Source organism: Thiocystis violacea, assembly GCF_016583575.1.
Lineage (GTDB): Bacteria > Pseudomonadota > Gammaproteobacteria > Chromatiales > Chromatiaceae > Thiocystis > Thiocystis violacea.
Genome location: NZ_NRRG01000013.1, coordinates 74,566 through 96,323 on the forward strand (window position 1 = coordinate 74,566; position 21,758 = coordinate 96,323).

A 21,758-nucleotide genomic window follows, 5' to 3' on the forward strand; every position below is an offset into this window, starting at 1 on the left:
TCGCTCCTCGTGACGTTGGCCTTCAGAAAGGCACGAAGCTGACCACGGGGTTGCCGCGTGTCAACTCGGCCGCGCCCTGACCGTCGGGCGTGACATAGCGGACCAGTACCCGCTCCAGGGCTGGAAATCCGTTGAAGAGCCCGAGCGCGGCCGAATCCAGATCCTGGGGTTGCTCGCATCGGAAGCGATAGCGCGCGCCAAGACGCGCCGGCCCCTTCCCGACTGGCTTCGATGACGAGTCTTCCCCCGTGGCGGGCGTGACGCCGGACAGCTCCGTCTCGACCCTGGCGTCCTGGAGCCGGCAGGCGGCGCGGGTGTTGAAGCGGATCATGGCCTCGCCCGCGGCGAGATTCCCGCGGGCCAGTCGCAGGATCTCGCGTTCGTCATCGGTGCGCGGCGCCCGATCGAAGCCGATCAGGGTCGCCGCCGGGGCGAGCCATTCGACCCGCGCCTCGGAGCCCTCGATGGTCAGTGAAAGACGCGCGGTCCCCTGACCAGGGACGCGGGAGTCGAGGCTTCCCGGTTCATCCGCGCCGGCCAGCGCGACGAGGCCGAACGCGAGGGCCAGCGTCAACCATCGGCCGAACCGGATCGGGAGACGTCTCACCTCGGCCCCTCCTTGACCGAGCAGGCCGCGCAGGTTCCGATCAACTCGACCACGGGACGGCGCGGCTCGAAACCGCTCTCGCTGGCCGCGCTCTTGAGACTGCGTGCGATCGCGTCGTTCTCCAGTTCGGTGACCAGACCGCAATCGGCGCAGATCAGGAACTGACTGGAATGCGGATGATCCGGATGGGTGCAGCCGACGAAGGCATGCAGGCTCTCCAGCTTGTGCGCCAAACCCTGCTCCACGAGGAAATCCAGGGCGCGATAGACGGTCGGCGGGGCCAGGGCGCGCGCGCCATCGCGCATCGCCTCAAGAATCTCATAGGCCCCGAGCGGGCGATCCGAGGCGCGCAGGATCGCCAGCACCCGACGACGCTGGGGCGTGAGTCGCACACCGAGCCGTCGACAGAGACTGTCGGCCCCTTCCAGCACAGCTTCGTCCGGTTCGTCATCCATCGATACGTCCTCCCGATCAGGCGGCCGTCACCCGCCGCAGGGCGCGGTGGCGCGCCAGCCGATGGCTCAACAGGGCCGACGCCAGATAGACACCCCCGGCGAGCAGGATCATGGTCGGCCCGGCCGGCAGATCCGGGCCGAAGGACAGAGCCAGTCCCAATGAGGTGAAAAGCCCGCCGAGCAGTGTCGCGACCAGCATCATGACACCGAGCGAACGGACATAGTGACCCGCGATCGCGGCCGGCAGGGTCAGCAGGGCGATGACCAGAATCAGCCCCACCACCTGGATCAGCAGCACCACGGTCACGGCCACCAGGCACAGCAGCAGCAGATAGAAGAAGGTCACCGGCACGCCACGCAGCCGCGCGAACTCCTCGTCGAAGGTCACGGCGAGGAACTGACGATAGAAGAGCGCGACGGTCAGGATCAGCACCAGATCCAACCCTGCCATCAGCCACAGCTCGCGCGTCGGGACCAGGAGGATATTGCCGAAGAGAAAGCTCATGAGATCCGAGGCATAACCGGGCGTCTTGGCGATGAAAAGGACACCGATGGCCATCCCGATCGCCCAGAGCGCGCCGATCATGGTGTCTTCCTGGGTCTTCCAGGCCAGACGCACGGCCCCGATCAAGAGGGCCGAGAGGATCGCCGCGACCAGGGCGCCGGCGAAGGGATCGAGCCCGAAATAGAGCGCCGCCCCCATCCCGCCAAGCACCGAGTGGGCGATACCGCCGGCCATGAAGGCGATGCGCTTGACGACCACGAAGGTTCCGATCACGCCGCAGCCGACACTGGCCAAGAGCCCCGCGAGCAGGGCGGTCTGGAGAAAGGCGTAGTCGCCGAGGGCGGTCAGGAATTCACTCATGCTTCAATGCCGGTGGGCTACCTGACGCACATGGCCGCCGTAAAGTCGTTGGATGGTATCCCCATCGATCGCGGTGGTGCCATGACAGGTCAGGGTTCGGTTGAGACAGGCCACCCGGCTGACATACTCCGAGATGAAGGCGATGTCATGCGAGACCAGCAGGATGGTCAGGCGCCGATTCAGCTCCGCGAGCAGATCGAAGACGTCGTCCTCGGCGCGCTGATCGATGTTGGCGGTCGGCTCGTCGAGGATCAGGATTCGCGGCTCGCCCACCAGCGCCCGCGCCAGCAGCACCCGCTGCAACTGACCGCCGGAGAGCTTGCCGATCGGACGGCGCGCCAGGTCGGACGCCGCCACCTCATCCAGGGCGCGGCGCGCGGCCTGCCGATCCGCCGCGCGATACCAGCCGAATCGCGGACCGATCCCCAGCCGACCCATGGCCACCACATCCTCCACATGGATCGGAAAATCGCGGGGAAAGCTGGGGAACTGAGGTACGTAGCCGATACGGCGCGCGGCCTGGCGCGGAGCCTGGTCGAGCACGCGGATCCGCCCCGTCTGTGGCTCAAGCAAACCGAGAATCAGTTTCAGCAGGGTGCTCTTGCCCCCGGCGTTAGGTCCGACCAGGCCAACGAACTCACCCGGCTCGATCGCCAGATCGACATGCTCCAGAACCAGCGCGTCCCCATAGGAGAAGCCGACATCCTCGACGCGGATCACGGGCGACAGGGATTGGTTGCTCGGCATGGACATCCTGAGAAAATCGGCTCGGGGAAAGGGTCGGTCCATTTGGCTGGACACGCCACCAAAAGAGGCCGGCGCGATCCGGTAACAGTATAACGTAAACCGCCGCGCGCCCCGTCGACATGCGGGAGGGAGGATTTACGGCGCGAACCGCATTAGGATGACGGGACCCACGAATCCTCCAACGAACCGACCCCGATGACCCTTGCCTCGCAATTCCAATGGGCCACTGGCCTGAGCTTCTATGTCCTGGCCGTGCTCCTGCTGACCCGAATCCCCTATCGCGCCATGGTGAGCCGGGGCATGGAACCGATCCGCGCGGTCTATTACAACCGCAAGATCGTCCACATGCTGGCGGGCGGCGTCGGATCCCTGATGGTCCCGCTGGTGTTCGCCAGTCCCTGGTTTCCGCTGGTCACCGGGCTCCTGCTGACGCTCCTCACCTATCTGGCCCACGCGAGCGGGTTTCGGATGTACTGGTTCCAGACCGAAGACAACCGCAACGACGTGAAATTCGCCCTCATGTGGGCCTGCTCGGTCTCGGCGCTCTGGTGGATCCTGGACAACCCCTGGCTCGCCATTCTGCCCGCACTTTACATGGCCTTCGGCGACGGGGTCACGGGCGTCGTGCGCAACGCACTGATCCGCAAACGTTCCAAGAGCCCAATCGGCAATGTCTTCATGCTGCTGCTGTGCGCGCCCCTGGGCTGGTACGTCGGCGGCCTGGCCGACCCGCCCATCCCGCTCTGGGGCCTGCTCTCGGCCGTGGTGGCGACGGTCATCGAACGCTACGAGATCGGCCCGATCGACGACAACATCCTGATCACCATCTCGGCGTCCGGGGTGCTCCTCTTGGGGGTTTATCTGGGACCCTTGATCTGATGGATCGGCCTCGGACAGGGCGATCGACTCCCCCCGATGGTCATGCGATTCAGTGAGCCGGGGCGTCCCCCAAATCCAGTTCCGGCGTGAAGAAGCGATAGGTGCCTCGGCCTTGATGCTTGGCGCGATAGAGCGCCATGTCGGCACGGCTGACCAGCAGATCGAAGTCATCGCCGTCGCTCGGGTAGAGGCTGATGCCGATGCTGCACCCGACCTGAACCAGGTTGCCCGCGATCTCGACGGGTGTGCTCAGCGATTGGATGAGACGCTCCGCCACGCCGGAGACCTTGGCGCGATCGGCGGCGGTGGGCATGACGAGCAGGAACTCGTCGCCCCCGTGGCGGCATACCGAGTCCCCTTCGCGCAGAAGGGCGCGCAGACGCTCCGCCAGGGCGTTCAGAAGGGCGTCTCCCGTGGGGTGTCCAAGGGTGTCGTTGACCTGCTTGAAGCGGTCGAGATCCACGAAGAGGATCGCCGCCGCGCCACCGCCGCGCGCGACCTGGGCGACGGCTCCAGCGAAATGGTCCTTCTGCATGCGCCGATTGGGCAGACCGGTCAGGGCGTCGTGCGAGGCGAGGAACTCACTGCGCGCCTCGGCGCGCCGACGCTCCTCGATCTCGTGCCCGAGACTCCGGTTCGCCGCGGTCAGGGACTCGACCAGATGCTCGTTCTGCAGCCGCAGCTCGATGTCGTGGCCGACGATCTCGCTCACCTTCTTGACCGTTCCGATCATGGTGAGCTCGAAAGCGACCGTGAACGCGGCCATGAAAAGCGCGTCGTAGCCGCCCCGCCAGATCAGCCCGATGATGAGACCGCTGACGATCGGCAGCGTGAAGCTCATGTAGGCCGATTTCAGTGGACCCAGCGTCGCGACCGAGGCGGCGACCATGCCCCCGACGACGAAGGGGCCAAAGCCGACCTGGATTGGATTGGCGTAGACCAGCATGAGGATGGCGAAAGCGCCCCAGCCGAGACCGTTCAGGGTCACCACGACCAAAAGCCGCCTGACCCAGAGATCGACCGAGTCCAGCCGGTCCGTCGTGAGTCGAGCATAGGCGCGCTCGAGCGACCAGCGGACCGTGACGATGCCGAGAAAAACAAGGATCCAGGTCAGCGAGGCCAGGGTTGGCGCGACCGGGAAGAGGATGACCATGCCCAGGGCGGCGACCAGGAGGTTGCCGAACAGCGCTGGCCCGGTGCTGGCGTAGGCCATGGCGACCCGCCTGGCCCGAATCCGAGCCTGGAGGTCGAGGGCCGCATCGGTGGTGCTAGCGTTCATGGGCGCGTCTCCAATGCGCGGGCGGACCGGGGAGCTGACTCGCCCACCGAGCGAGGATCATGTCTGCCGGCACGGGGATGATCCATCACCCCAGTTTACTCCGGTTAGGTGGAGAACCCGGAGCCGCTAAAAGACCTTGGTCAGGGCCAGCCCGGCGAGGATCAGGAAAAGGACTCCGCTGAATTGGTGCAGGCGTCGCAGCGGCAGGGTCCGCAAGAGCTGGCAGCCGATGGTGACGCCCAGGGCGGAGGTCAGGCCCAGCGCCAGCGTCGCGCCGATCCACACCGAGATCGCGGACCAATGACTCGCCAGCCCGGCCACGGCGAGTTGGGTCTTGTCCCCCATCTCGGCGAGCAGGATCATCATGAAGGTGGTCAGGAAGATGCCGCGCCCCCCGAGTTCGCGCACATCCGCGTCCTCGTCTTCCGCCGAGGCGCGCAGGGAGAGGATGCCGAAGACCCCGAACAGGATGGCGACAAGCCCCGCCAGCACCGACTCGGGGATCCATCGCGCCAGTCCGACGCCGAAGACCACCGCCAGGGTGTTCAGGACCATGAAGGCGCCGATGGCGCCACCCAGCACGGGTCCATGCCGATGGCGCGCGGCCAGCGTGATACAGACCAACTGGGATTTATCGCCCAGTTCGGCGAGGAAGATGAGGCCGAATGTCGTGGCCACCGGCGTCAGCCAGGCCCAGGTCGTGCCATCGGCGAATAGGGTCAAGATGAGATACTCCAGGGAACAAGGCCGATCAGCGTAGAGGCCGCCCACCGGGGCTGTCAATCGCCCCTGAAACAGCGCCCCATGCGTCCGACGTCAGGGTCGGTCTCGCCGAAAACGGCCACTCAAAAGCTGACGGCGACTGATGCCGGGCGCGAGCCTGTCGCCGGAGCACTCCCCGGTTCTCGGCGACTGGTCCGCGTCCGCCACGAAGAGCGTCCGCATGATGGTCTCGGCGGTGGCGACCGCCGAGGCCTGATCGGGAAAATCGCCCATGGGCGAGAACAACGAACAGGCGCAAAAGGGGCCAAGCTCGGCCTCCTCGGAGGCGAGGAATTCAAAGTCTCCGGCCGGAAACCCGATGGACGGCTTGGTTCCCAGCGGTCCAGGCCGATGCGCCGAATCCGGACCCGGAATCAGGACCAGATTCATGCACCAGGGCGTGATCAGGATCCCCACCCAATCGCCTGCGTGAAACCGCCCGTCCACCACCTGCACGAAGAGGTTCGGGTTCAGGATGGGCAGTCCGTGCATGCGGGTTTCCTGGATCCGCCGAAAGACCCTCGACAGCCGCTCGGCCGTCTCGTCCTTATTCAAAGGCATCGAGATCCCCCGCGTCAGGATGGAAGTCGCCTCCCTTTGGGAGAATGCGCGGTGATGCGGACCCATGGCCGCCGCGTCTCACAAAGCCTTCACGCAGTCGACGAAATAGCCGGTCCCGCCATCGATCTTCTCCTTGACCAGGCCGTGGATGTCGGTCTCGAAGCCGGGGAAGCGGGTGTTGAATTCGCGGGCGAACTGAAGATAGCGGACGATGGTGGCGTTGAAACGCTCGCCCGGAATGAGCAGCGGGATGCCGGGCGGATAGGGGGTGAGCAGGACACTGGTGATGCGACCCTCGAGATCGTCGATCGCGACGCGGTCGATCTCGCGGTGCGCCATCCTGGCGAAGGCGACCGCCGGCTTCATGGCGGGAACGAAGTCGGAGAGATACATGTCCGTGGTCAGTCGGGCGACATCATTCTGCTTATAGATGCCGTGGATCTGGTGACAGAGGTCGCGCAGCCCGATCTTTTCGTAGCAGGGATAGGCCTGGATGAACTCGGGCAGCACGCGCCACAGGGGCTGATTGCGGTCGTAGTCGGCTTTGAACTGCTGCAGCTCGGTCACCATGGTGTTCCAGCGGCCCTTGGTGATGCCGATGGTGAACATGATGAAGAACGAATAGAGCCCGGTCTTTTCGACCACGACGCCGTGCTCGGCCAGATACTTGGTGACGATGGCAGCGGGGATGCCGGAGTCGGCGAATTCGCCGTCGACATTCAGACCGGGGTTGATGACGGTCGCCTTGATCGGGTCCAGCATGTTGAAGCCGGGGGCCAGATCGCCGAAGCCATGCCAGCGGTCGTTCGCGCGCAGCACCCAGTCGTCGCGGTCGCCGATGCCTTCTTCCGCCAGATCGTCCGGACCCCAGACTTTGAACCACCAGTCCGCCCCGAACTCGGCGTCGACCTTGCGCATGGCGCGCCGGAAGTCGAGTGCCTCCAGGATGGATTCATGCACCAGGGCGGTTCCGCCGGGCGGTTCCATCATGGCGGCGGCGACGTCGCAGGAGGCGATGATGGCGTACTGCGGACTGGTCGAGGAGTGCATCAGGTAGGCTTCGTTGAACGTGTACCGATCCAGGGTGCGGGTGCCCGACTCCTGGACCAGGATCTGCGAGGCTTGGGACAGACCGGCGAGCAGCTTGTGGGTCGACTGGGTGGCGAACACCATGGAGTCCTGGCAGCGCGGTCGATCGGTGCCGATGGCGTGCATACCCACGTAGAAGTCGTGGAAGGTCGCATGCGGCAGCCAGGCTTCGTCGAACAGCAGTGTATTGATCTCGCCATCCAGCAGCGATTTGATGCTGTCCACGTTGTAGAGGACGCCGTCGTAGGTGCTCTGGGTGATGGTCAGAATGCGCGGTCTGGCATGGCCCTCCTTGGTGAAGGGATTGGCCTCGATCTTTCGCCGAATGTTCTCCGGACGGAATTCGTCGAGCGGGATCGGCCCGATCAGCCCGTAATGATTGCGCGTCGGCATCAGAAAGACGGGGATGGCGCCGGTCATGATGATGGCATGCAGAATCGACACATGGCAGTTGCGATCCACCACCACGATGTCGTCCGGCGCCACCGTCGAATGCCAGACGATCTTGTTCGAGGTCGAGGTGCCGTTGGTGACGAAAAAGAGATGGTCGCAGTTGAAGATGCGCGCCGCGTTGCGCTCCGAGGCGGCCACCGGCCCGGAGTGGTCGAGCAGTTGTCCAAGCTCGTCGACCGCGTTGCAGACGTCCGCGCGCAGCATGTTCTCGCCGAAGAACTGGTGGAACATCTGCCCGACCGGGCTCTTGAGGAAGGCCACGCCGCCCGAGTGTCCCGGGCAGTGCCAGGAGTAGGAGCTGTCCGCCGCGTAGTGGGTCAGGGCGCGGAAGAAGGGCGGGGCGAGGCTGTCGAGATAGGCCCGGCACTCGCGCACCACATAGCGCGCGATGAACTCCGGCGTGTCCTCGAACATATGAATGAAGCCGTGCAGCTCCTTGAGCACGTCGTTCGGGATGTGCCGCGAGGTGCGTGTCTCGCCATAGAGAAAGATCGGGATGTCCTCGTTACGGACGCGGACCTCCTTGACGAAGGCGCGCAGCCTGGAGAGGACCTCCTCGACCTCTTCCGGCAGGCCGGTCCCGAATTCCTCGTCGTCGATGGAGAGGATGAAGCAGGAGGCGCGGCTCTGCTGCTGGGCGAAGGAGGCGAGATCGCCATAACTGGTGACGCCGAGCACCTCCAGCCCCTCGTTTTCGAGGGCCTTGGCGAGGGCGCGAATGCCAAAACCGCTCGCGTTCTCGGAGCGGAAGTCCTCGTCGATGATGACGACTGGGAAGCGGAAGCGCATCGCGTACTCCTCGGGAACAAATCGCTGGGGCGCTTGACCGGGGCGTGATGGGATCTTGCCAAGCGCGGAGATGAATGAGCGGCAGGTGCCAGGATCGATCTGGGTGTCGGTTGCGAATGGTACCAGACGCCATTGGCTGTCTGGCGCCATGTTCGCGAGCCGTCCGAAGGGCGGCCCGCGCGGGGCCGCCGGCAAGGATCAGCGCGGTTTGGGCGCGACGGCGATCATGGGATTGGCGGCGGAGACAGTGACGGTCGCCGTCGACTCGGCCAGTTCCTGCTCCAGGTCGCGCACCGTGCCGTCGAAGGTCGCGTCGCGGCCGGGCTCGATCTCCTTGACCTCGGTCGGCAGCCCGATCCGGTCGAGGATCGCGATGAAGGGTTCCGGATCCAGTTCCTCGACATTGACCATGGTCCCAGTATCCCAGGTGCCGTCAGCGACCAGCATGGCCGCCGCGACCGGAGGCACCCCCGCCGTGTAGCTGATGCCCTGCGATTCCACCTCTTCGTAGCAGGCGTGGTGGTCGGACACCTGGTAGATGAAGACCTCCCGGCGCTTCCCGTCCTTCCAGCCCTTGACGATGTTGCCGATGCAGGTGTTGCCGGTGTAGCCGGGCGCCAGCGTCATGGGATCGGGCAGCAGGGCCTTGACGACCTTGAGCGGCACGACCTCCTGACCGTCGGCGAGCTTGACCGGCAGGTGGTTGAGGAAGCCAAGCGTGCGCAGGACGGTGAAGACGTTGATGTAATGATCGCCAAAGCCCATCCAGAAACGGATGCTGTCGGCGTCGATGTTCTTGGACAGCGAATGCAACTCGTCGTGCCCATTCAGATAGACCGGGCAGGGTCCGACGACCGGGAAATCATAGGTGCGCTTGACGGAATGCGTGGGGTATTCCTTCCACTCCCGGTCGATCCAGGTCCAGACCTTGACGAACTCGCGGAAATTGATCTCGGGATCGAAATTGGTCGCGAAGTATTTGCCGTGACTGCCAGCATTGACGTCGAGGATGTCGATGGTCTCGATCTTGTCGAAATAGCGCTTGGCCGCCAGCGCGCAATAGGCATTGACGACACCAGGATCGAATCCCGCGCCCAGGATGGCCGTCACGCCTTTTTCGGCGCAACGGTCCTTGCGTTTCCATTCGTAGTTGGCATACCAGGGCGGGGTCTCACAGACCTTGTCCGGATCCTCGTGAATGGCGGTATCGATATAGGCGACGCCCGCTTCGAGACAGGCTTCCAGGATCGACATGTTCAGGAAGGCTTGCCCCAGGTTGACGACGATTTCGGAATGGGTCTCCTGGATGAGCTTGACGGTCGCCGGAATGTCCAGCGCATCGATCTGACGCGAATAGAGCCTCTGGGACGGATCCTTGATGTGTCCCTTGCGCTTGATGCTCTCGATGATGTCATCGCACTTGGACTGGGTGCGCGAGGCGATGCAGATATCGCCCAACAGGTCATTGTGCATGGCGGCCTTGTGGGCGGCCACGTGTGCCACGCCTCCGGCGCCGATGATGAGTAGGTTTTTCTTCATGATCTCTCTTCTCACTCAGGAAAGACTGCGTTTGAAATCTTCGTATCCGAAGGAACGGATGATCTCGGTTGTTCCGTTCAGGCGGCGGACGACGATCGATGGCATGGCGACACCATTGAACCAGTTGGTCTTGACCATGGTGTAGCCGCCGGCATCGGCGATGCGGACCTCGCGGCCGATCTCCAAAGGCTCCGCCAGTCGGAATTCGCCAAAGACGTCACCCGCCAGACAGGTGCGCCCCGCGATCATCACCGGATGCTCACCGGCCCCAGGCGAGGCGATCGCGGGGGTGGTCCGATAGACCAGGTGGTCGAGCATATGCGCCTCAAGCGAGGCGTCGATGATGGCGATGTCGACCTCGTTATGAACCAGGTCGATCACGGTCGTCACCAATTCCGTGCTCTGGGTGACGGCGGCCTCGCCGGGCTCAAGATAGACCTGGATGTCGAATTCACGGGCAAAATCGCGCAAGGCCGCGCAGAAGGGCTCCAGCGGATATCCGGGCTTGGTGAAGGAAAGACCGCCGCCGAGGCTCACCCATTCCATCCTGCGGAGCAGATCTCCGTAGTCGCGTCCGATGAAGTTGAGCGAGCGGACGAAGCTCTCGACGTCATCGTTCTCGCAATTGAAGTGGAACATGAGCCCCTTGAGCCGGGAGGACGCCTCCGCGAGCGCGCCCCTGTCGGTGACACCCAGGCGCGAATAGCGGCGCGCGGGATCGGCGAGATCGAAATGCGAATGGCTGATCCCCGGATTGACGCGCAGCCCGAGGTTTGCGCCACTCACGTCCTGGTAATGCAGATTCAACTGGGAGAGCGAATTGAAAATGATCTTGTCCGCGAATTCACGCACCGCCCGGACGTCGTCCCTGGAGAATCCAACGCTATAGGCGTGGACCTCCTTGCCGAACTCCTCGTGCCCCAGACGAGCCTCGAACAGCGAGCTGCTGGTGGTCCCGTCCAGGTACTGGCGCATCAGATCGAAGACGCACCAGGTGGAGAAGCACTTGAGCGCGAGGACCGATTTGGCGCCCGAGCGCTCGCGCACCTGCTGGATGATCTCAAGGTTCTGTTGCAGCCTGGTCTCATCGATCAGGTAATAGGGCGTCGGCAGGTCTTTCATGAAATCGTTCGGCACTCGTCTGGGATCGAGCCGCGCATTTTAGCCGAAACCGCGCGGCCGGCGGTCATCCTTGCAGGCTCGGGCCATGTCTTTGGGGCGCGCGGGCCTGGTTGCGGCGCTTGCCAAATCTGGCTGGTCAATTGAGATCGGGCGTCTCACCCGTCGCGACGAACACCAGCCGCTCGGCGATATTGGTGGCGCGGTCGGCGACGCGCTCGTAGTGGTGGGCGATCCAGACCAGTTCGATGCCGACAAGCGATGCCCCCGGATGCTGGCAGAGCCAGGCGGTGATTACCTCGACGGCCTGCTGTTCCTGACGGTCGACCGACGCCTCGCTAGCCACGGCGGAGCGGGCGAGCGCCGCGTCCGCTCCCTGATCGTAGATATCCATCACCTCGGCGAACATGGTGGCGGCGAGTTCGCCCATGGCGACGATGCGTGCCACCGGGTCTTCCGGCAGTGACCGCCCCTCGGCGCGCAGGAGGATACGCGCCACGTCCGCCGCGTGGTCGGCGATGCGCTCCATCTCCGTGATGATGTCGAGCGAGGCGCCGATCAGACGCAGATCCGGCCCGGCCGGTTGATGCGCGGCCAGGACCACCAGCGCCTCCTGCTCCAGGGCGCGGCGCTCCTGGTTGATGGCGGCGTCGGCGGCGACGATGGTACGCGCCAGGTCGAGATCCTGTCGGCGCAGGGCGTCGAGCGAGCCATTCAGGGCCGTCTTGACCAGCTCGGCCATGGCGACGAGGCCCTGCCGCAGGGCGTCGCGTTTCTTCTCGACCAGGGAATGACTCTGGGTCATGGATGTCTGCCTTGGGGATGTTCGATGGACCCGGCCGATGGGGCACGGGCGGTTTTCCCGCCCACTTTACCGATGCGATTTGACGGTTGTGTGACGGAAGGCCACGACCGGCTCGGCCTGGCCATGGCGTCGTCGGAGATAAAGAGGCGCCATCCGCCGCCGCTGATGGCCCTGGTGGGCGCGGCCGTCCCACTCGTGTAGGGCGTGCCAGACGCCCTTGTCCCAGAGGACGCGGCTCGGATGACGATTGTTGTCAGGGAGGTACTGGGTCGAGGCGTGGAAATAGATCAGCTCATCGCGGTGCCCGTCGAGGTCGTGCCTCGATTCGTAGGATGACGATAAACGAGCACACCCGTGGGAGCGGCTTGCAGCCGCGAAAAACCTCGCGTCGGCGCTCATCGCGGCTAAAAGCCACTCCCACGAAATCCTATCGATTGGGGCGCTACCCTGTCGAAAAGATCGCGGAAGCTCTCGACGTTCAGGCCGAGGTCGTAGCGACCTGAAAACCGGCCGGTACGCATCACTTTTTGGTCACACTCGGAAAACCCTGAAACAGGATCGGGCGAATCGTGGGTACGAAGCGTCTCGGAAGTCGCCTTATTCCGCCAACCTGGGGTTTCTCAAAGCCTCCACCGCGAGCACCTGATACTGGGCCTTCTCGACCAGTTCGAGCAGGAATTCGGGCTGGATGCCAAAACGGACCAGGACTTGTGGCTCCACCGGTGGGGCGTCGTGGAGATCCCTGGAGTCGAGTTCGGCGAGATGGGCGCCGGTGTTGGCGACATGGACCAGAGCGACCCCCAGTTGACGCTCCTCGGGCGCCTCGAGCGGGTCATGGTGGTAACGCAGACAAGCGGCGAGGCTGTCCGGCAGACCCCAATGGTCCGCCAGGGCGCCACCCAACTGAGCGTGATCGAACCCCAGCTCGGCGCGCTCGGCGTCCTGCGGGGAGAAGGTCTCGGGCTCGCCCAAAGACCGGAGAAAGGCTTGGTGAGCGGCCTCGGGCTCCTGGGTGAAGAGAATCAGTTGACCCAGATCGTGCAGCAGTCCGCCCAGAAAGACCATGCCGGCCAGATCCGGCGAGATCCGCTCGGCGAGCAGTCGCGCGATCACCGCGCAGTAGGAGGAATGACGCCAGAAGACCTCCAGGGGAAGCATCTCCTGGGTTGGCAGACGCTCCGACGCCTGCGTGACCGCGCCGGCGATCACCAGCCGCCGCAGATGCTCCCGACCCAGCAGCATCACGGCGCGCTCGACCGAGTCCACGGTGCGGGCCGGGGCGAAGGCCGGACTGTTGGCCAGGCGCAGCAGAATGGCCACCAGCGCCGGATCCTGCTCCAGGAGCTTGGCGATATCGATTTGACGGCTGTTGGAGTTATCCAGCAGCCGAAGTACCTCGCCCACCACCCGAGGAATCGCCAGCAGGCGACCGGTCCTTTTCACCAGAGTCTCGATGGTCGGTAAGGACACGCGACAGTGCTCCCAAGCCAGGAAAGGTTACGGATGACCGATGTGGCCGTCGGCCCGCGCACGCACGGGCATCGGCCAGCGTCACAAATTGAACATGGACTTCAGGGACTCCAGCACCTCGCCGCTCTCCGCCAGCTCCGCGATTGGCTCACCGGGCGGTGGCGGCATCAGCCCAAGGGTCTTGAACGCCGGAACCTCGGCGGCATTCGGCGTTTCACGGCCCTCGCTTTGCAGGGCGGCCCAACGGGCCAGCATGGCGATGCTCGTATAGTCGGGCGCCGGCGCTTGATAACCCCAGTCGCCGAAATGCTCCGCCACCGATACGAGATCGTCGCCCAGGCCCCAGTAGTTGATCACCAGGACGCCGGTAATGCCCGAAAGCTTGTCGACGAGCGACTGAACCAGCGGCAGTTGGGGGTTCGGCTCGCGCATCTCGACGAACTGGATGATGGGCACGGCGCCGATCCCGGACACCAGTCCAGCCAGCAGCGCCCGCTCACGATTGAGACATTTACGGATGTCCGAGATGATGTAGCCGAAGGCGGAGCAGAGCACGCTCTCCGCCCAGGCGGCCTCCATGGCGGTTCGGGTGACCTCGTGCTTGGCCAGGAAGGCCTGACGCAGCGCCAGATTCACCGCCAGCATCCGGGTGTTGCGAAAACCCAGCCGCACGACGGCGTCGCGAATCGTCTTGATCTCCTTCGAGGCCCGGAACAGCGGGCTGTTGGTGGCGTGCAGCAAGGCACCGGCGATGGTGCCGTCGCGCTGGATGATCTCGGTCAGCGCATCCAGACCGGCATCCGGATCGTTGGTGATTTCCTGGATCTTCAGGGCCACCTCGGGCCGCGCCGGAAGCACCAGCCGATTGTTGGTGATCAGGTGATAGAGCTCGGCCAGGAATTCGCCCTCGGTGGAGTCGAGATCGATATCACTCACCTCCAGGCTGGCCGAGAGCGCCTCCCCCAGCTTGGCCGCCGGGATTTTCATGAGCAGGCAGGGGGTTTCGGTGACCAGGCAGGCATCGGGCGCCGGGGCCTCGCCGAAGAGATCGATCGGCTCGCTGAGTCCCTGAAACGCCTGTAGCCGCTCGCCGGAGCCATTGGCCAGAAGCACCACATGCCCATCGACCAGGAAGGATCGGTCGGTCCGGACATCGACGGCCTTGACCCGCCGCTTGGGCGGAATCTCCTCGAACCGACAGATCCCCGAGAGCGTCGCTCGGGTGTCCTCGGCCAGATCCCGTGTCAGCTCGATTTCAGCCAGGAGGGAGAGTGCGTCCGATGTCTGCTGCATGGATGAATGGATTCCTTAGGAGAATTGGGCCGCTCGCATGCCTTAGTCTAGCAGCATCGATTCCCATTCTGGCGGCAATGCGACCGCCCCTTGTCGGGGATGTGACCAGGCCGACACATCGCCTCGGCGGCCCCATCCCGCCCATCGGATCAGGCGAGGTCGCGATACGCCAGCAGGACATCCGCCGCCTCGCCCTGGGTTCCATCGGCGCGGGTGAAACGCCCGCTCTGGGCCACCTGATCGTAGAGATCGAGCGCCTTGCGGACATTCTGATGGCCCAGCTCGATCGCGGTCACATTGGCCTCGGCCAACGACTGGCTGACTTGCGAGCCTTCGGCCCCGACTTGAACCAGCCGCAAGCGCGCGAAAACCTCGTCGCCCTCGTCGATGCGGTTGTCGCCGTTCGAGTCGTGGCGTGCCAGCTCGGCGAAGCCATGGGCGGCGCCGTTCTGATCGCCGAACAACTCACGCCCATCGTCGATGCGACCGTTGTCGTTCCAGTCCAGCGCCAGAAACCAGCTATCGCCGCTGACCGTGCTCATCCGCTCGCTCCGGCCATCGCCATTGAGATCGAAGATGACCCCGGCCTCGATCCCCGTCGTCGCGATCCCGCCACCACCGAGATCGAGCACCAGGGGGTCGCCAACCTGGACCGGCGCCGCGCCCCGGCTCATCTCCAGCGTCTGACCCTGGAAGCCCGTGAACGCGATACTCGCGTCTGTGCCACGCGCGGAGAATTCGAGGCGACTCGCCGAGACCTGGGTCCAGGAGACCTGAAGATCGGATGTCCCGGCCGCCATGACGGCCGGATCCGGCTGGAGGTCGAGCGCGTCCGACACGAAGCCCTGGGAGGCATCGAGCCGCGCCGAGGATCCGGACGCCTGCCCACCGACCTGGACCTCCTCGGAATCCAGGGCGAAGGTCTTGCGCAGGATCTGATAGTCCAGATCATTTTCAAGCGCAATGGCGATTGCCGCCCCCAGATCCAGGGTATCGGCACTCTCCGGCACCGATTGAGGGGGACTGTCCGGGCGTCGGATATGGCGATCCCGGACTTCGTCCGACTGACCCGAGGTCCGGGTCGCGGTCATCAGGGACATTCGGCTGGAGGAGGCTGTCAGGAACATCTTTGGTTACCTCGTTGAACTCGACGCACCAGGTTTCGCAAGCCCGCCCGTCAGGAGGCCGGCGTCTCGTCGAACCGTATCGCGACTCCATCGTCGGTGTGGCGAACCACGGTGGCATCGACCAGGGGGGCGCCGTCGTCCCCGCCCAGTGGAATCGAGACCCTTACCCGCACCTGGGTGCCGATCGCCGGCCGATCGGTTGCCTCGAGCAGCAGCAAGACGCCGCCATTGCTCAAATCCTCGGTCCGCACCACGCACGTTGGACAGTCCGGCCGATAGAGTTCGACCTCGACCTCGAAGGGAAGACGCGGATGGAGTCGTCTGTCGCTCACTAGGTTCATCATTCGCCGCCGCGTTCCGTCATTGACCTTGACCGAAAAACGCACTGAACCAAAAAACCCGGACAACCGACGCTTTCGGTTATCTGGCCTGGCCGTGACCCTCGGCCAGCGGATGGACGCTTGACCGAAAACCGTGCTCCGTCGATGGACTCCCGCGCGCCCTTGCGATTCCAGCGACGCGCATCCAGGCTCGTGAACCAGGCGCCCCCCATCGCGATCCCGCCGGCCAGTCATCCGTCCAGCACTGGATGCGTCAAGTTTTCCAGGTTCCAGAATTCAATGCCACGCAGGAATCCCGGCTCGACGGCGGTCACCAGGATCGTTGGCCGACCCCTGGCGTCACGCTCCAGGATCCAATGGTCGGGCAGGGAATCCAGGAGATGCCCACGGGAAAGCCCTCCGTCTTCCTGCCGGCACAGCCGGATTTCGCCTGTTTCCAGATGCCGGAAGGCCGGGAGGAACCCACTCACGAGACAGGCGGGATCCACTCCCCGCGATCCCGCGGCCATTGAATTTGGAAGGGTGACTGAAATGTCCCGGCTGAGCCGCATGGCCAAAATCTCCTGATAGGATATATCGGGGTAACGGCCTCGCCATCCAGAACTTGAATTCGAACCGTAACGGAGGTAGACAGACTCGATGAGAGAAGGATTTTTTTAAACCGTGGCCTGGTCCACAATAGAGGACGCGCGATCTGTACTAGGCTGTGAATGGGTAAGGACGTTCTGGTCAGCCTCCAGTTCCTTCCGGTTCCACTTGCATTCCAAGGGTGTCGTGGAAAAACATAGGCGAGTCCCCTGTCCACGGGCGCGCACGACAAGATTTCCGAGGCCAACCCTTCAGATGAAACGCGAGGTCACTCGATGGACGTATCATCCACATCGGCCGTTGCCGGCTATGCCAGCGCCATGTCCGGCAGCAAAAGCGCGACCGACGTCGGTATCGCCATGCTGAACAAATCGCTGGACAACCAGGCCAAAACAGCGGAACAACTGATTGGAAGCGTCACCGAGACGTCCCAATCGCTCCAGGATCACCTGGGTCAGACCATCAACGTCACGGCTTGACCTTCGCTTCTGAACGGATCGCCGCTCAAGGCGAATCGACTCAGGCGAATCGACTCAGGCGAATCGACTCAGACCAGTCGCGATCGGAGCGGCGAAGAAACCGGCGATCCGCTCTTCCAGACGTTCCCGCGCTCCATTAATCCCACTGGCGTCCGCGCCGACCTGACCGGAGGACGCCTCGACGGCGCCCTCCCGCTCGACGTCCCGTGAGCCGGGCGTCTTTTGTTGCGTCATCGCCTCACTCACTGCGTCCCGCTCCTCCCGGAGCGCCTGTTGCGCGTCTGCCTCCATGGATTGGGCCGCGGCCGCGACACTCTGGTCCTGCCCCGAGGGATTGGCCGGCGCCATGGCGGCCCGGATGATGGCGCGCGCCTTTTGAAGATTGCCGGCGGGGTCGCCCGAGTCCATTGAGGTATCGATGCCGACCTCGCCGCCAATCGCGTAGCGCTTGCCGTCCGGACCCTGCTGATAGCTGTAGCTCGGACCGCTGGTGATATGTCCCCCGCCAGCCGCGAGATGCGCCTGTTCATGGGCGCGCACCTCGGCATCGCGCACCTTCAACTGGGCGATCACGTTTTGCTCTTCCGACGAGAGCGCCTGCTCGCCTCCACCCTCGGTCGCGGCTCCATCACCCTCGGCCGCTTCCGTCTCGGCGACGGCCCTCGGTTCCTCGACGTCGCGCTCCGGATCGAGATCGGACGTGGGCGCCGAAGTGGGCACGGCCTCGCCCGACACGTCCGGGCGGCGCATCTGGAGATGGGGTGTCGTGCTGATGACGGAATGAATTTCCACGAGAAAAGCCTTGCTTCTTTCTCCCTATGGAGAGCGGTCAGCCATCCGCGGCCAGCCGCTTAGGTGCACGAGCAACAACGGCCCAATCCGTCCAATCGCCGACGGATCCTGGTTGGACTCATGCACAAGTCTAGCGGCTAACGCAAGCCAGTACCGGACGAGGATCTGGCTTTGTGACCCATGTCCCAGCATCGACCCGGCCGGCCATGACAGGCGCTCTTGGCCCACTACCGCGACGGCGCCACGCCACGCAGCGCGGCCAGGCGCTCGGCGGTCAGTGCCGACCACTTGTCGAAGGCGTTTCTCGCATAGGACCAGCTCTGGAACGAGTTGACGTACCCGCTCGCCCAGGTCTGGGCCGCGCCCGCGGCCCCCGAATCCAGGTCCGCCGCGTATTTGCGTCCGATCTGGGTATCGCGGCACTCGGCGAGAATGGCCCCGTTCGCCGTGTCGATGAGCTGCATTTCCATGCCGGTCTCGCCAAGATAGGGCGTGGATCCGGCGGGTCGACCCGTGGCCACGCCGGAACCGGCTTCAGCCACGAAGGCGTAGGGGATCACCGTGCCGGTCACGCTTCGGGTGACATCGGTCGGAACGAGATTCGTCAGCGCGATGCGTAGCCCAAGCACCCCCGGCCCCGGTTTCTCGACCACCTGCATGCGCGGCTTGAGCGCCTTCGTCATCGAGTCGTGGAAATAGTCGGTCAGCGTCTTGAGATCGGTCGGATCGATCCCCTGCTGCTGACCGGGCTTGAGGCTCACCCGCATGCGCGCGATCAGCACCTTGTCGAATTTCTTGGCATCGAGGTCGGGCTGGCGCCAGCACTGGACGCCCTCGGTCCAGGGCACGGGCGCCAGTCGCGCATAATTCGTCAGGAATCCGCTCTGGGTCAGACGGGTTGGATCACTGGCGGTCACGCTCGCGCCGCTGCCAAAGAGCGCGGGGTTCGTCGAAGCGCAGCCGCCGACGAGAACGGCCGAGGCCAGGGCAAGGCCCCGAAGCAAACGGGTGGTATTGGCATGCTGATCTGTCATGGTCATGGCTCTTGGAGTTGAAATCGTCGGGTCTTCTGGTGTCGTTCAAATCGTGCGCCCGGTCGCGTCTGGATGAACCGGTCGCGGCTCACTTCAGCGCCTGGCCTCCAGCCTGCCCATCGGCCGGAAACCGCCAGGTGACCGGCCCGGTCTTGATCAGCTCGCGTCCCGGCGCTCCCAACGGTCTGCCGAAGCGTACCAACTGGATCAGGTCCGAGCTGACCGTGGAATTGGTGGTGAAGTAGGAATGACCGAAGAGATCGGTGCGCTTGCCTTCGTAGGAAATCAGGTCGATCCGCCCGATCGTTTCGAAGTAACGTTGGGCCTTTTCGGAGATATCCTCGGGGCGCAGTTGCCCCACCCGGTTGCGACTGCGGAAGAGGATCCGCGAGACCAGGAGCGCCCGGTCATCCGGGGAGGCATAGATGGTCAGTCGCCCATTCAGGATGCGCGGCAGTCGTCCCTCCGGCCACACGGTGACCAGATCCGGATCCGACAGCAGGCCCGTGATCTGCTGACCGGCAATATCCACGTCGATGTCCGGGGAGAGCAGGACCAGGTTGTCGATATGGTAGAGATTCACCGGCTCCTTGCCGGCGGCGATGGCCTCCAGCGCCAGCTCGCGCACGGCCTTGAGGGTGAGCGCGGTGCCGCGACTATGGGCCAGGATTTGCAGCCGTTCCAGTCCGGGGGTCGCCGCGATGGTGCGAATGGCCCGCTTGAGATGCTCGACCGCGTAATCCGCGGACTCGGTGGTTGTGGTATAGGAGGTCAGGAAGTTGCCGGTCGTGGAAGCGGGCCAGGTGAAGAAGGCGCAGACGTGCTCCCGGCCCAAAAAATGGCATAGCTCCGCCGTGGTGAAGGCGGCGGTGTCGAAGGTCTCGTTGAACCCATGTACGTAGAGCAGAACTTCTTTCCTCGGTGCCGCCGCGAGTCGGCGCTGGACCTCGCCCTGAAGGTTCGCCTTGATCGCGGCATGGCGTTCAAGCTCGGCCCGGTCGCGCAGGAGCACCCCATCCGCAATCCGATTCAATCGATAGGGCTCGTCGGGAAAGACCCCCAGCTCCCGCACCTGGCCCAACTCCAGATCGATGACCTGGGTACGCTTGGCGAGCTGGCTCTGCGCGCGCAGCGTCTCCCAATCGAGCGTCGGTACCAGACGCACCTGGGCGGTGCCGAAGCTGATGTGGCGCGCCCGTTCCTGGCCATAGAGCGAGGTGCTCTCAGGCATCGTCTCCTGGGCGCGGTCGGTGATGTAGAGCAGGTCCACATCCGGATTCATTCGTGCCTGCGTGGACGGGTCGAAGAGCGTTTTTCCGCCAGGGAGCTGGTAAAGCAAGGGCGTGGGCATCAGCGGGCGGCCGCCGGAGGCGCAGCCACCGAGCAGAACCAGGGCAAACAGGATGGCGGCGGTGTCGAGGAGTCGGCGCGGCATGATGTGGATACCTGGGGTTTAGGGTCAGAGTCATGGCTCGGTGTGTCGCGACAGGCTGGGCGGACGATGCCCCGCTAGAGTCCGCCACCCCATCGGTACTGCCAGGCGATTCCGATCAGATCATAGTTGTTTCCCGTGAGCGCGGACACCCCGCTGCTCGCGTACAGCTTGATCGAATGACGGGGGTCGATGGGCAGCGCCAGTGTCCCGCCCACGCGCCAGTTTTCCTGCCGATCATCGTTCTGGATACCGTTCAGCGTGGTGCGACCACCGCTGAAATGCGTGGCGTCGAGCGAGGCCCAAAGGCCCGACCTGAAGCCATAAATCAGATGCGCCTGCGCGGAATAGAGCGGATCCTGCGTCCGCCGGTTGCCGCCGTAAAAATCCCGGTTCTCCGTGAACAGCGTGGCCGCCGCGCTCAGTTCGAGTGTCCAGGAGCCGATCGCCTTGGAGACGCCGAACTCCGGTTTGAGGCTCCAGCGGCTCATGCCGATATTGATCAGCCGGCTCGCGTCATATTGACCCCAGGGCACCGACACTTGCAGGCTCGCGCCGACAATCACGTCCTGCCGGTACGCCTTGAATTCCTTGAGCCTGAGCGCGGGCGCCCCGTACAGATTCACCGAGAAGCGTAACTTGGGATCGGCGAATCCATCGACGACGCGCTCCAGCGGTTGGTCGCGATAGTCCGCCGATCCGGAGAGCCAGGCGTGGGGAACGATGGCATCGAACTTCGCGGATTTGCCCCAGACGTCGAGCACGCGGGCGTAGGCGAGGACCATGCTGGAGGTTTCGAGCCGCGGGTTCTTGACCGGCAACGCCGGATCGAAGGCGATACCGCCGCGCGTATAGGCGTAACCCGCGATCAGAAAATTCACGCCGACCGGCGCGTTCGAGAAGGCGCGCGGCTCGATGTCCTGGGCCGGCGCGGGGCTGATCCCCAAGAGCAGGACGCTCCCGCCGGCGATACCCAGCCGGCGGGGTCTTGACTGAATGTGTCGGCCAGACCAGTCCATGCATCGATCACTCTTAAACCGCGTCGGCGCCGACGTTCGTCGGTCGCCCTGCGGTTGAAAATGAGCACGGTTCCATCGCGATCGTCTCCCGGTGTTCGTGGGCAGTCGCCGCCTCAATGCCCGCCCAGGACCAGGGTCTGGATTGGCAGCAGCAGGGCCTGGATGCGCAGGATCATGGCATGCACCAGGCCGACCGTGTCGATGGCATGCAGCCCGAAGCGGCGCCAGAAACCG

At 64.4% G+C, this 21,758-nt stretch carries 22 protein-coding genes; 2 read left to right on the forward strand and 20 right to left on the reverse strand.

Features of this window, described 5'->3' with window-relative positions:
- Positions 1–22: 22 nt before the first annotated feature.
- Genes CKO27_RS08960 through CKO27_RS08975 form a run of 4 tightly spaced genes read right to left on the reverse strand, consistent with a single transcriptional unit; the run spans position 23 to position 2,674 of the window.
- Complete coding sequence (locus CKO27_RS08960; RefSeq protein WP_200374537.1) at positions 23–607, reverse strand: ZrgA family zinc uptake protein; 585 nt, start codon at positions 605–607, stop codon at positions 23–25.
- Entirely contained in the window at positions 604–1,062 is a 459-nt protein-coding gene (locus CKO27_RS08965) for a Fur family transcriptional regulator (protein WP_200374538.1), read from the reverse strand. The genes CKO27_RS08960 and CKO27_RS08965 overlap by 4 nt, the downstream gene beginning before the upstream one ends.
- Before the next feature lie 16 nt (positions 1,063–1,078).
- Positions 1,079–1,927, reverse strand: coding sequence for a metal ABC transporter permease (locus CKO27_RS08970; RefSeq protein ID WP_200374539.1), 849 nt, complete (start codon positions 1,925–1,927; stop codon positions 1,079–1,081).
- A 3-nt stretch (positions 1,928–1,930) separates the two neighbouring features.
- Positions 1,931–2,674: a metal ABC transporter ATP-binding protein gene (locus CKO27_RS08975; RefSeq protein ID WP_242470810.1), complete on the reverse strand. Its 744-nt coding sequence runs from the start codon at positions 2,672–2,674 to the stop codon at positions 1,931–1,933.
- 195 nt (positions 2,675–2,869) lie between these two features.
- Between CKO27_RS08975 and CKO27_RS08980 the strand changes: the two genes are divergently transcribed.
- Entirely contained in the window at positions 2,870–3,553 is a 684-nt protein-coding gene (locus tag CKO27_RS08980) for a hypothetical protein (RefSeq protein WP_200374541.1), read from the forward strand.
- A 49-nt stretch (positions 3,554–3,602) separates the two neighbouring features.
- Here CKO27_RS08980 and CKO27_RS08985 read toward each other — a convergent pair whose 3' ends face one another.
- The 12 genes from CKO27_RS08985 to CKO27_RS09040 form a co-directional block, all read right to left on the reverse strand.
- On the reverse strand, positions 3,603–4,832 hold the full coding sequence (locus CKO27_RS08985) for a GGDEF domain-containing protein (RefSeq protein WP_200374542.1): 1,230 nt from the start codon (positions 4,830–4,832) through the stop codon (positions 3,603–3,605).
- A gap of 126 nt (positions 4,833–4,958) precedes the next feature.
- Positions 4,959–5,555, reverse strand: coding sequence for a TMEM165/GDT1 family protein (locus tag CKO27_RS08990; protein WP_200374543.1), 597 nt, complete (start codon positions 5,553–5,555; stop codon positions 4,959–4,961).
- 93 nt (positions 5,556–5,648) lie between these two features.
- Complete coding sequence (gene hybE / locus CKO27_RS08995; RefSeq protein ID WP_200374544.1) at positions 5,649–6,155, reverse strand: [NiFe]-hydrogenase assembly chaperone HybE; 507 nt, start codon at positions 6,153–6,155, stop codon at positions 5,649–5,651.
- Positions 6,156–6,233: 78 nt separating this feature from the next.
- The gene (locus CKO27_RS09000) at positions 6,234–8,486 is read right to left on the reverse strand and encodes an arginine/lysine/ornithine decarboxylase (RefSeq protein ID WP_200374545.1); all 2,253 of its coding nucleotides are present in this window, start codon (positions 8,484–8,486) and stop codon (positions 6,234–6,236) included.
- A gap of 198 nt (positions 8,487–8,684) precedes the next feature.
- Positions 8,685–10,025: a saccharopine dehydrogenase family protein gene (locus tag CKO27_RS09005; RefSeq protein ID WP_200374546.1), complete on the reverse strand. Its 1,341-nt coding sequence runs from the start codon at positions 10,023–10,025 to the stop codon at positions 8,685–8,687.
- 15 nt (positions 10,026–10,040) lie between these two features.
- Entirely contained in the window at positions 10,041–11,147 is a 1,107-nt protein-coding gene (nspC, locus tag CKO27_RS09010; RefSeq protein WP_200374547.1) for a carboxynorspermidine decarboxylase, read from the reverse strand.
- Positions 11,148–11,283: 136 nt separating this feature from the next.
- Positions 11,284–11,949, reverse strand: coding sequence for a phosphate signaling complex protein PhoU (gene phoU, locus CKO27_RS09015; RefSeq protein WP_200374548.1), 666 nt, complete (start codon positions 11,947–11,949; stop codon positions 11,284–11,286).
- A gap of 597 nt (positions 11,950–12,546) precedes the next feature.
- Positions 12,547–13,419 (reverse strand): HDOD domain-containing protein, encoded by an 873-nt coding sequence (locus CKO27_RS09020; RefSeq protein ID WP_200374549.1) that lies wholly within the window; start codon positions 13,417–13,419, stop codon positions 12,547–12,549.
- Positions 13,420–13,500: 81 nt separating this feature from the next.
- A complete protein-coding gene (locus tag CKO27_RS09025) occupies positions 13,501–14,712 on the reverse strand; it encodes an HDOD domain-containing protein (protein ID WP_200374550.1) in 1,212 nt (403 codons plus the stop codon).
- A 149-nt stretch (positions 14,713–14,861) separates the two neighbouring features.
- Complete coding sequence (locus CKO27_RS09030) at positions 14,862–15,839, reverse strand: hypothetical protein (protein ID WP_200374551.1); 978 nt, start codon at positions 15,837–15,839, stop codon at positions 14,862–14,864.
- A 50-nt stretch (positions 15,840–15,889) separates the two neighbouring features.
- Positions 15,890–16,171, reverse strand: coding sequence for a PilZ domain-containing protein (locus CKO27_RS09035; protein ID WP_420825823.1), 282 nt, complete (start codon positions 16,169–16,171; stop codon positions 15,890–15,892).
- 239 nt (positions 16,172–16,410) lie between these two features.
- The gene (locus tag CKO27_RS09040) at positions 16,411–16,650 is read right to left on the reverse strand and encodes a hypothetical protein (RefSeq protein WP_200374552.1); all 240 of its coding nucleotides are present in this window, start codon (positions 16,648–16,650) and stop codon (positions 16,411–16,413) included.
- Positions 16,651–17,043: 393 nt separating this feature from the next.
- On the opposite strand from CKO27_RS09040, the gene CKO27_RS09045 reads away from it, so the two are divergent.
- Complete coding sequence (locus CKO27_RS09045; RefSeq protein WP_200374553.1) at positions 17,044–17,247, forward strand: YjfB family protein; 204 nt, start codon at positions 17,044–17,046, stop codon at positions 17,245–17,247.
- 54 nt (positions 17,248–17,301) lie between these two features.
- Here CKO27_RS09045 and CKO27_RS09050 read toward each other — a convergent pair whose 3' ends face one another.
- The 4 genes from CKO27_RS09050 to CKO27_RS09065 all read right to left on the reverse strand — a co-directional run bounded on the left by CKO27_RS09050 (position 17,302) and on the right by CKO27_RS09065 (position 21,524).
- Positions 17,302–18,039 carry a putative metalloprotease CJM1_0395 family protein gene (locus CKO27_RS09050; RefSeq protein WP_200374554.1) on the reverse strand — a complete coding sequence of 246 codons (738 nt, stop codon included), beginning with the start codon at positions 18,037–18,039 and terminating at the stop codon, positions 17,302–17,304.
- 227 nt (positions 18,040–18,266) lie between these two features.
- Positions 18,267–19,073, reverse strand: a complete 807-nt coding sequence (locus tag CKO27_RS09055) for a DUF3313 domain-containing protein (protein WP_242470811.1) — start codon at positions 19,071–19,073, stop codon at positions 18,267–18,269.
- Between the two features lie 88 nt (positions 19,074–19,161).
- Positions 19,162–20,508: an alpha/beta hydrolase gene (locus CKO27_RS09060; protein WP_200374556.1), complete on the reverse strand. Its 1,347-nt coding sequence runs from the start codon at positions 20,506–20,508 to the stop codon at positions 19,162–19,164.
- Positions 20,509–20,582: 74 nt separating this feature from the next.
- A complete protein-coding gene (locus CKO27_RS09065; RefSeq protein ID WP_200374557.1) occupies positions 20,583–21,524 on the reverse strand; it encodes a transporter in 942 nt (313 codons plus the stop codon).
- Positions 21,525–21,758 lie beyond the last annotated feature (234 nt).

Excerpts from the sequence above, each read along its gene's own strand:
- CKO27_RS08965 (WP_200374538.1), bottom strand. The coding sequence starts at position 1,062 with ATGGATGACGAACCGGACGAAGCTGTGCTGGAAGGGGCCGACAGTCTC.
- CKO27_RS08970 (WP_200374539.1), bottom strand. The coding sequence starts at position 1,927 with ATGAGTGAATTCCTGACCGCCCTCGGCGACTACGCCTTTCTCCAGACC.
- CKO27_RS08975 (WP_242470810.1), bottom strand. The coding sequence starts at position 2,674 with ATGCCGAGCAACCAATCCCTGTCGCCCGTGATCCGCGTCGAGGATGTC.
- CKO27_RS08980 (WP_200374541.1), top strand. The coding sequence starts at position 2,870 with ATGACCCTTGCCTCGCAATTCCAATGGGCCACTGGCCTGAGCTTCTAT.
- CKO27_RS08985 (WP_200374542.1), bottom strand. The coding sequence starts at position 4,832 with ATGAACGCTAGCACCACCGATGCGGCCCTCGACCTCCAGGCTCGGATT.
- hybE (WP_200374544.1), bottom strand. The coding sequence starts at position 6,155 with ATGCCTTTGAATAAGGACGAGACGGCCGAGCGGCTGTCGAGGGTCTTT.
- CKO27_RS09000 (WP_200374545.1), bottom strand. The coding sequence starts at position 8,486 with ATGCGCTTCCGCTTCCCAGTCGTCATCATCGACGAGGACTTCCGCTCC.
- CKO27_RS09005 (WP_200374546.1), bottom strand. The coding sequence starts at position 10,025 with ATGAAGAAAAACCTACTCATCATCGGCGCCGGAGGCGTGGCACACGTG.
- nspC (WP_200374547.1), bottom strand. The coding sequence starts at position 11,147 with ATGAAAGACCTGCCGACGCCCTATTACCTGATCGATGAGACCAGGCTG.
- phoU (WP_200374548.1), bottom strand. The coding sequence starts at position 11,949 with ATGACCCAGAGTCATTCCCTGGTCGAGAAGAAACGCGACGCCCTGCGG.
- CKO27_RS09025 (WP_200374550.1), bottom strand. The coding sequence starts at position 14,712 with ATGCAGCAGACATCGGACGCACTCTCCCTCCTGGCTGAAATCGAGCTG.
- CKO27_RS09030 (WP_200374551.1), bottom strand. The coding sequence starts at position 15,839 with ATGTTCCTGACAGCCTCCTCCAGCCGAATGTCCCTGATGACCGCGACC.
- CKO27_RS09045 (WP_200374553.1), top strand. The coding sequence starts at position 17,044 with ATGGACGTATCATCCACATCGGCCGTTGCCGGCTATGCCAGCGCCATG.
- CKO27_RS09055 (WP_242470811.1), bottom strand. The coding sequence starts at position 19,073 with ATGACAGATCAGCATGCCAATACCACCCGTTTGCTTCGGGGCCTTGCC.
- CKO27_RS09060 (WP_200374556.1), bottom strand. The coding sequence starts at position 20,508 with ATGCCGCGCCGACTCCTCGACACCGCCGCCATCCTGTTTGCCCTGGTT.
- CKO27_RS09065 (WP_200374557.1), bottom strand. The coding sequence starts at position 21,524 with ATGGACTGGTCTGGCCGACACATTCAGTCAAGACCCCGCCGGCTGGGT.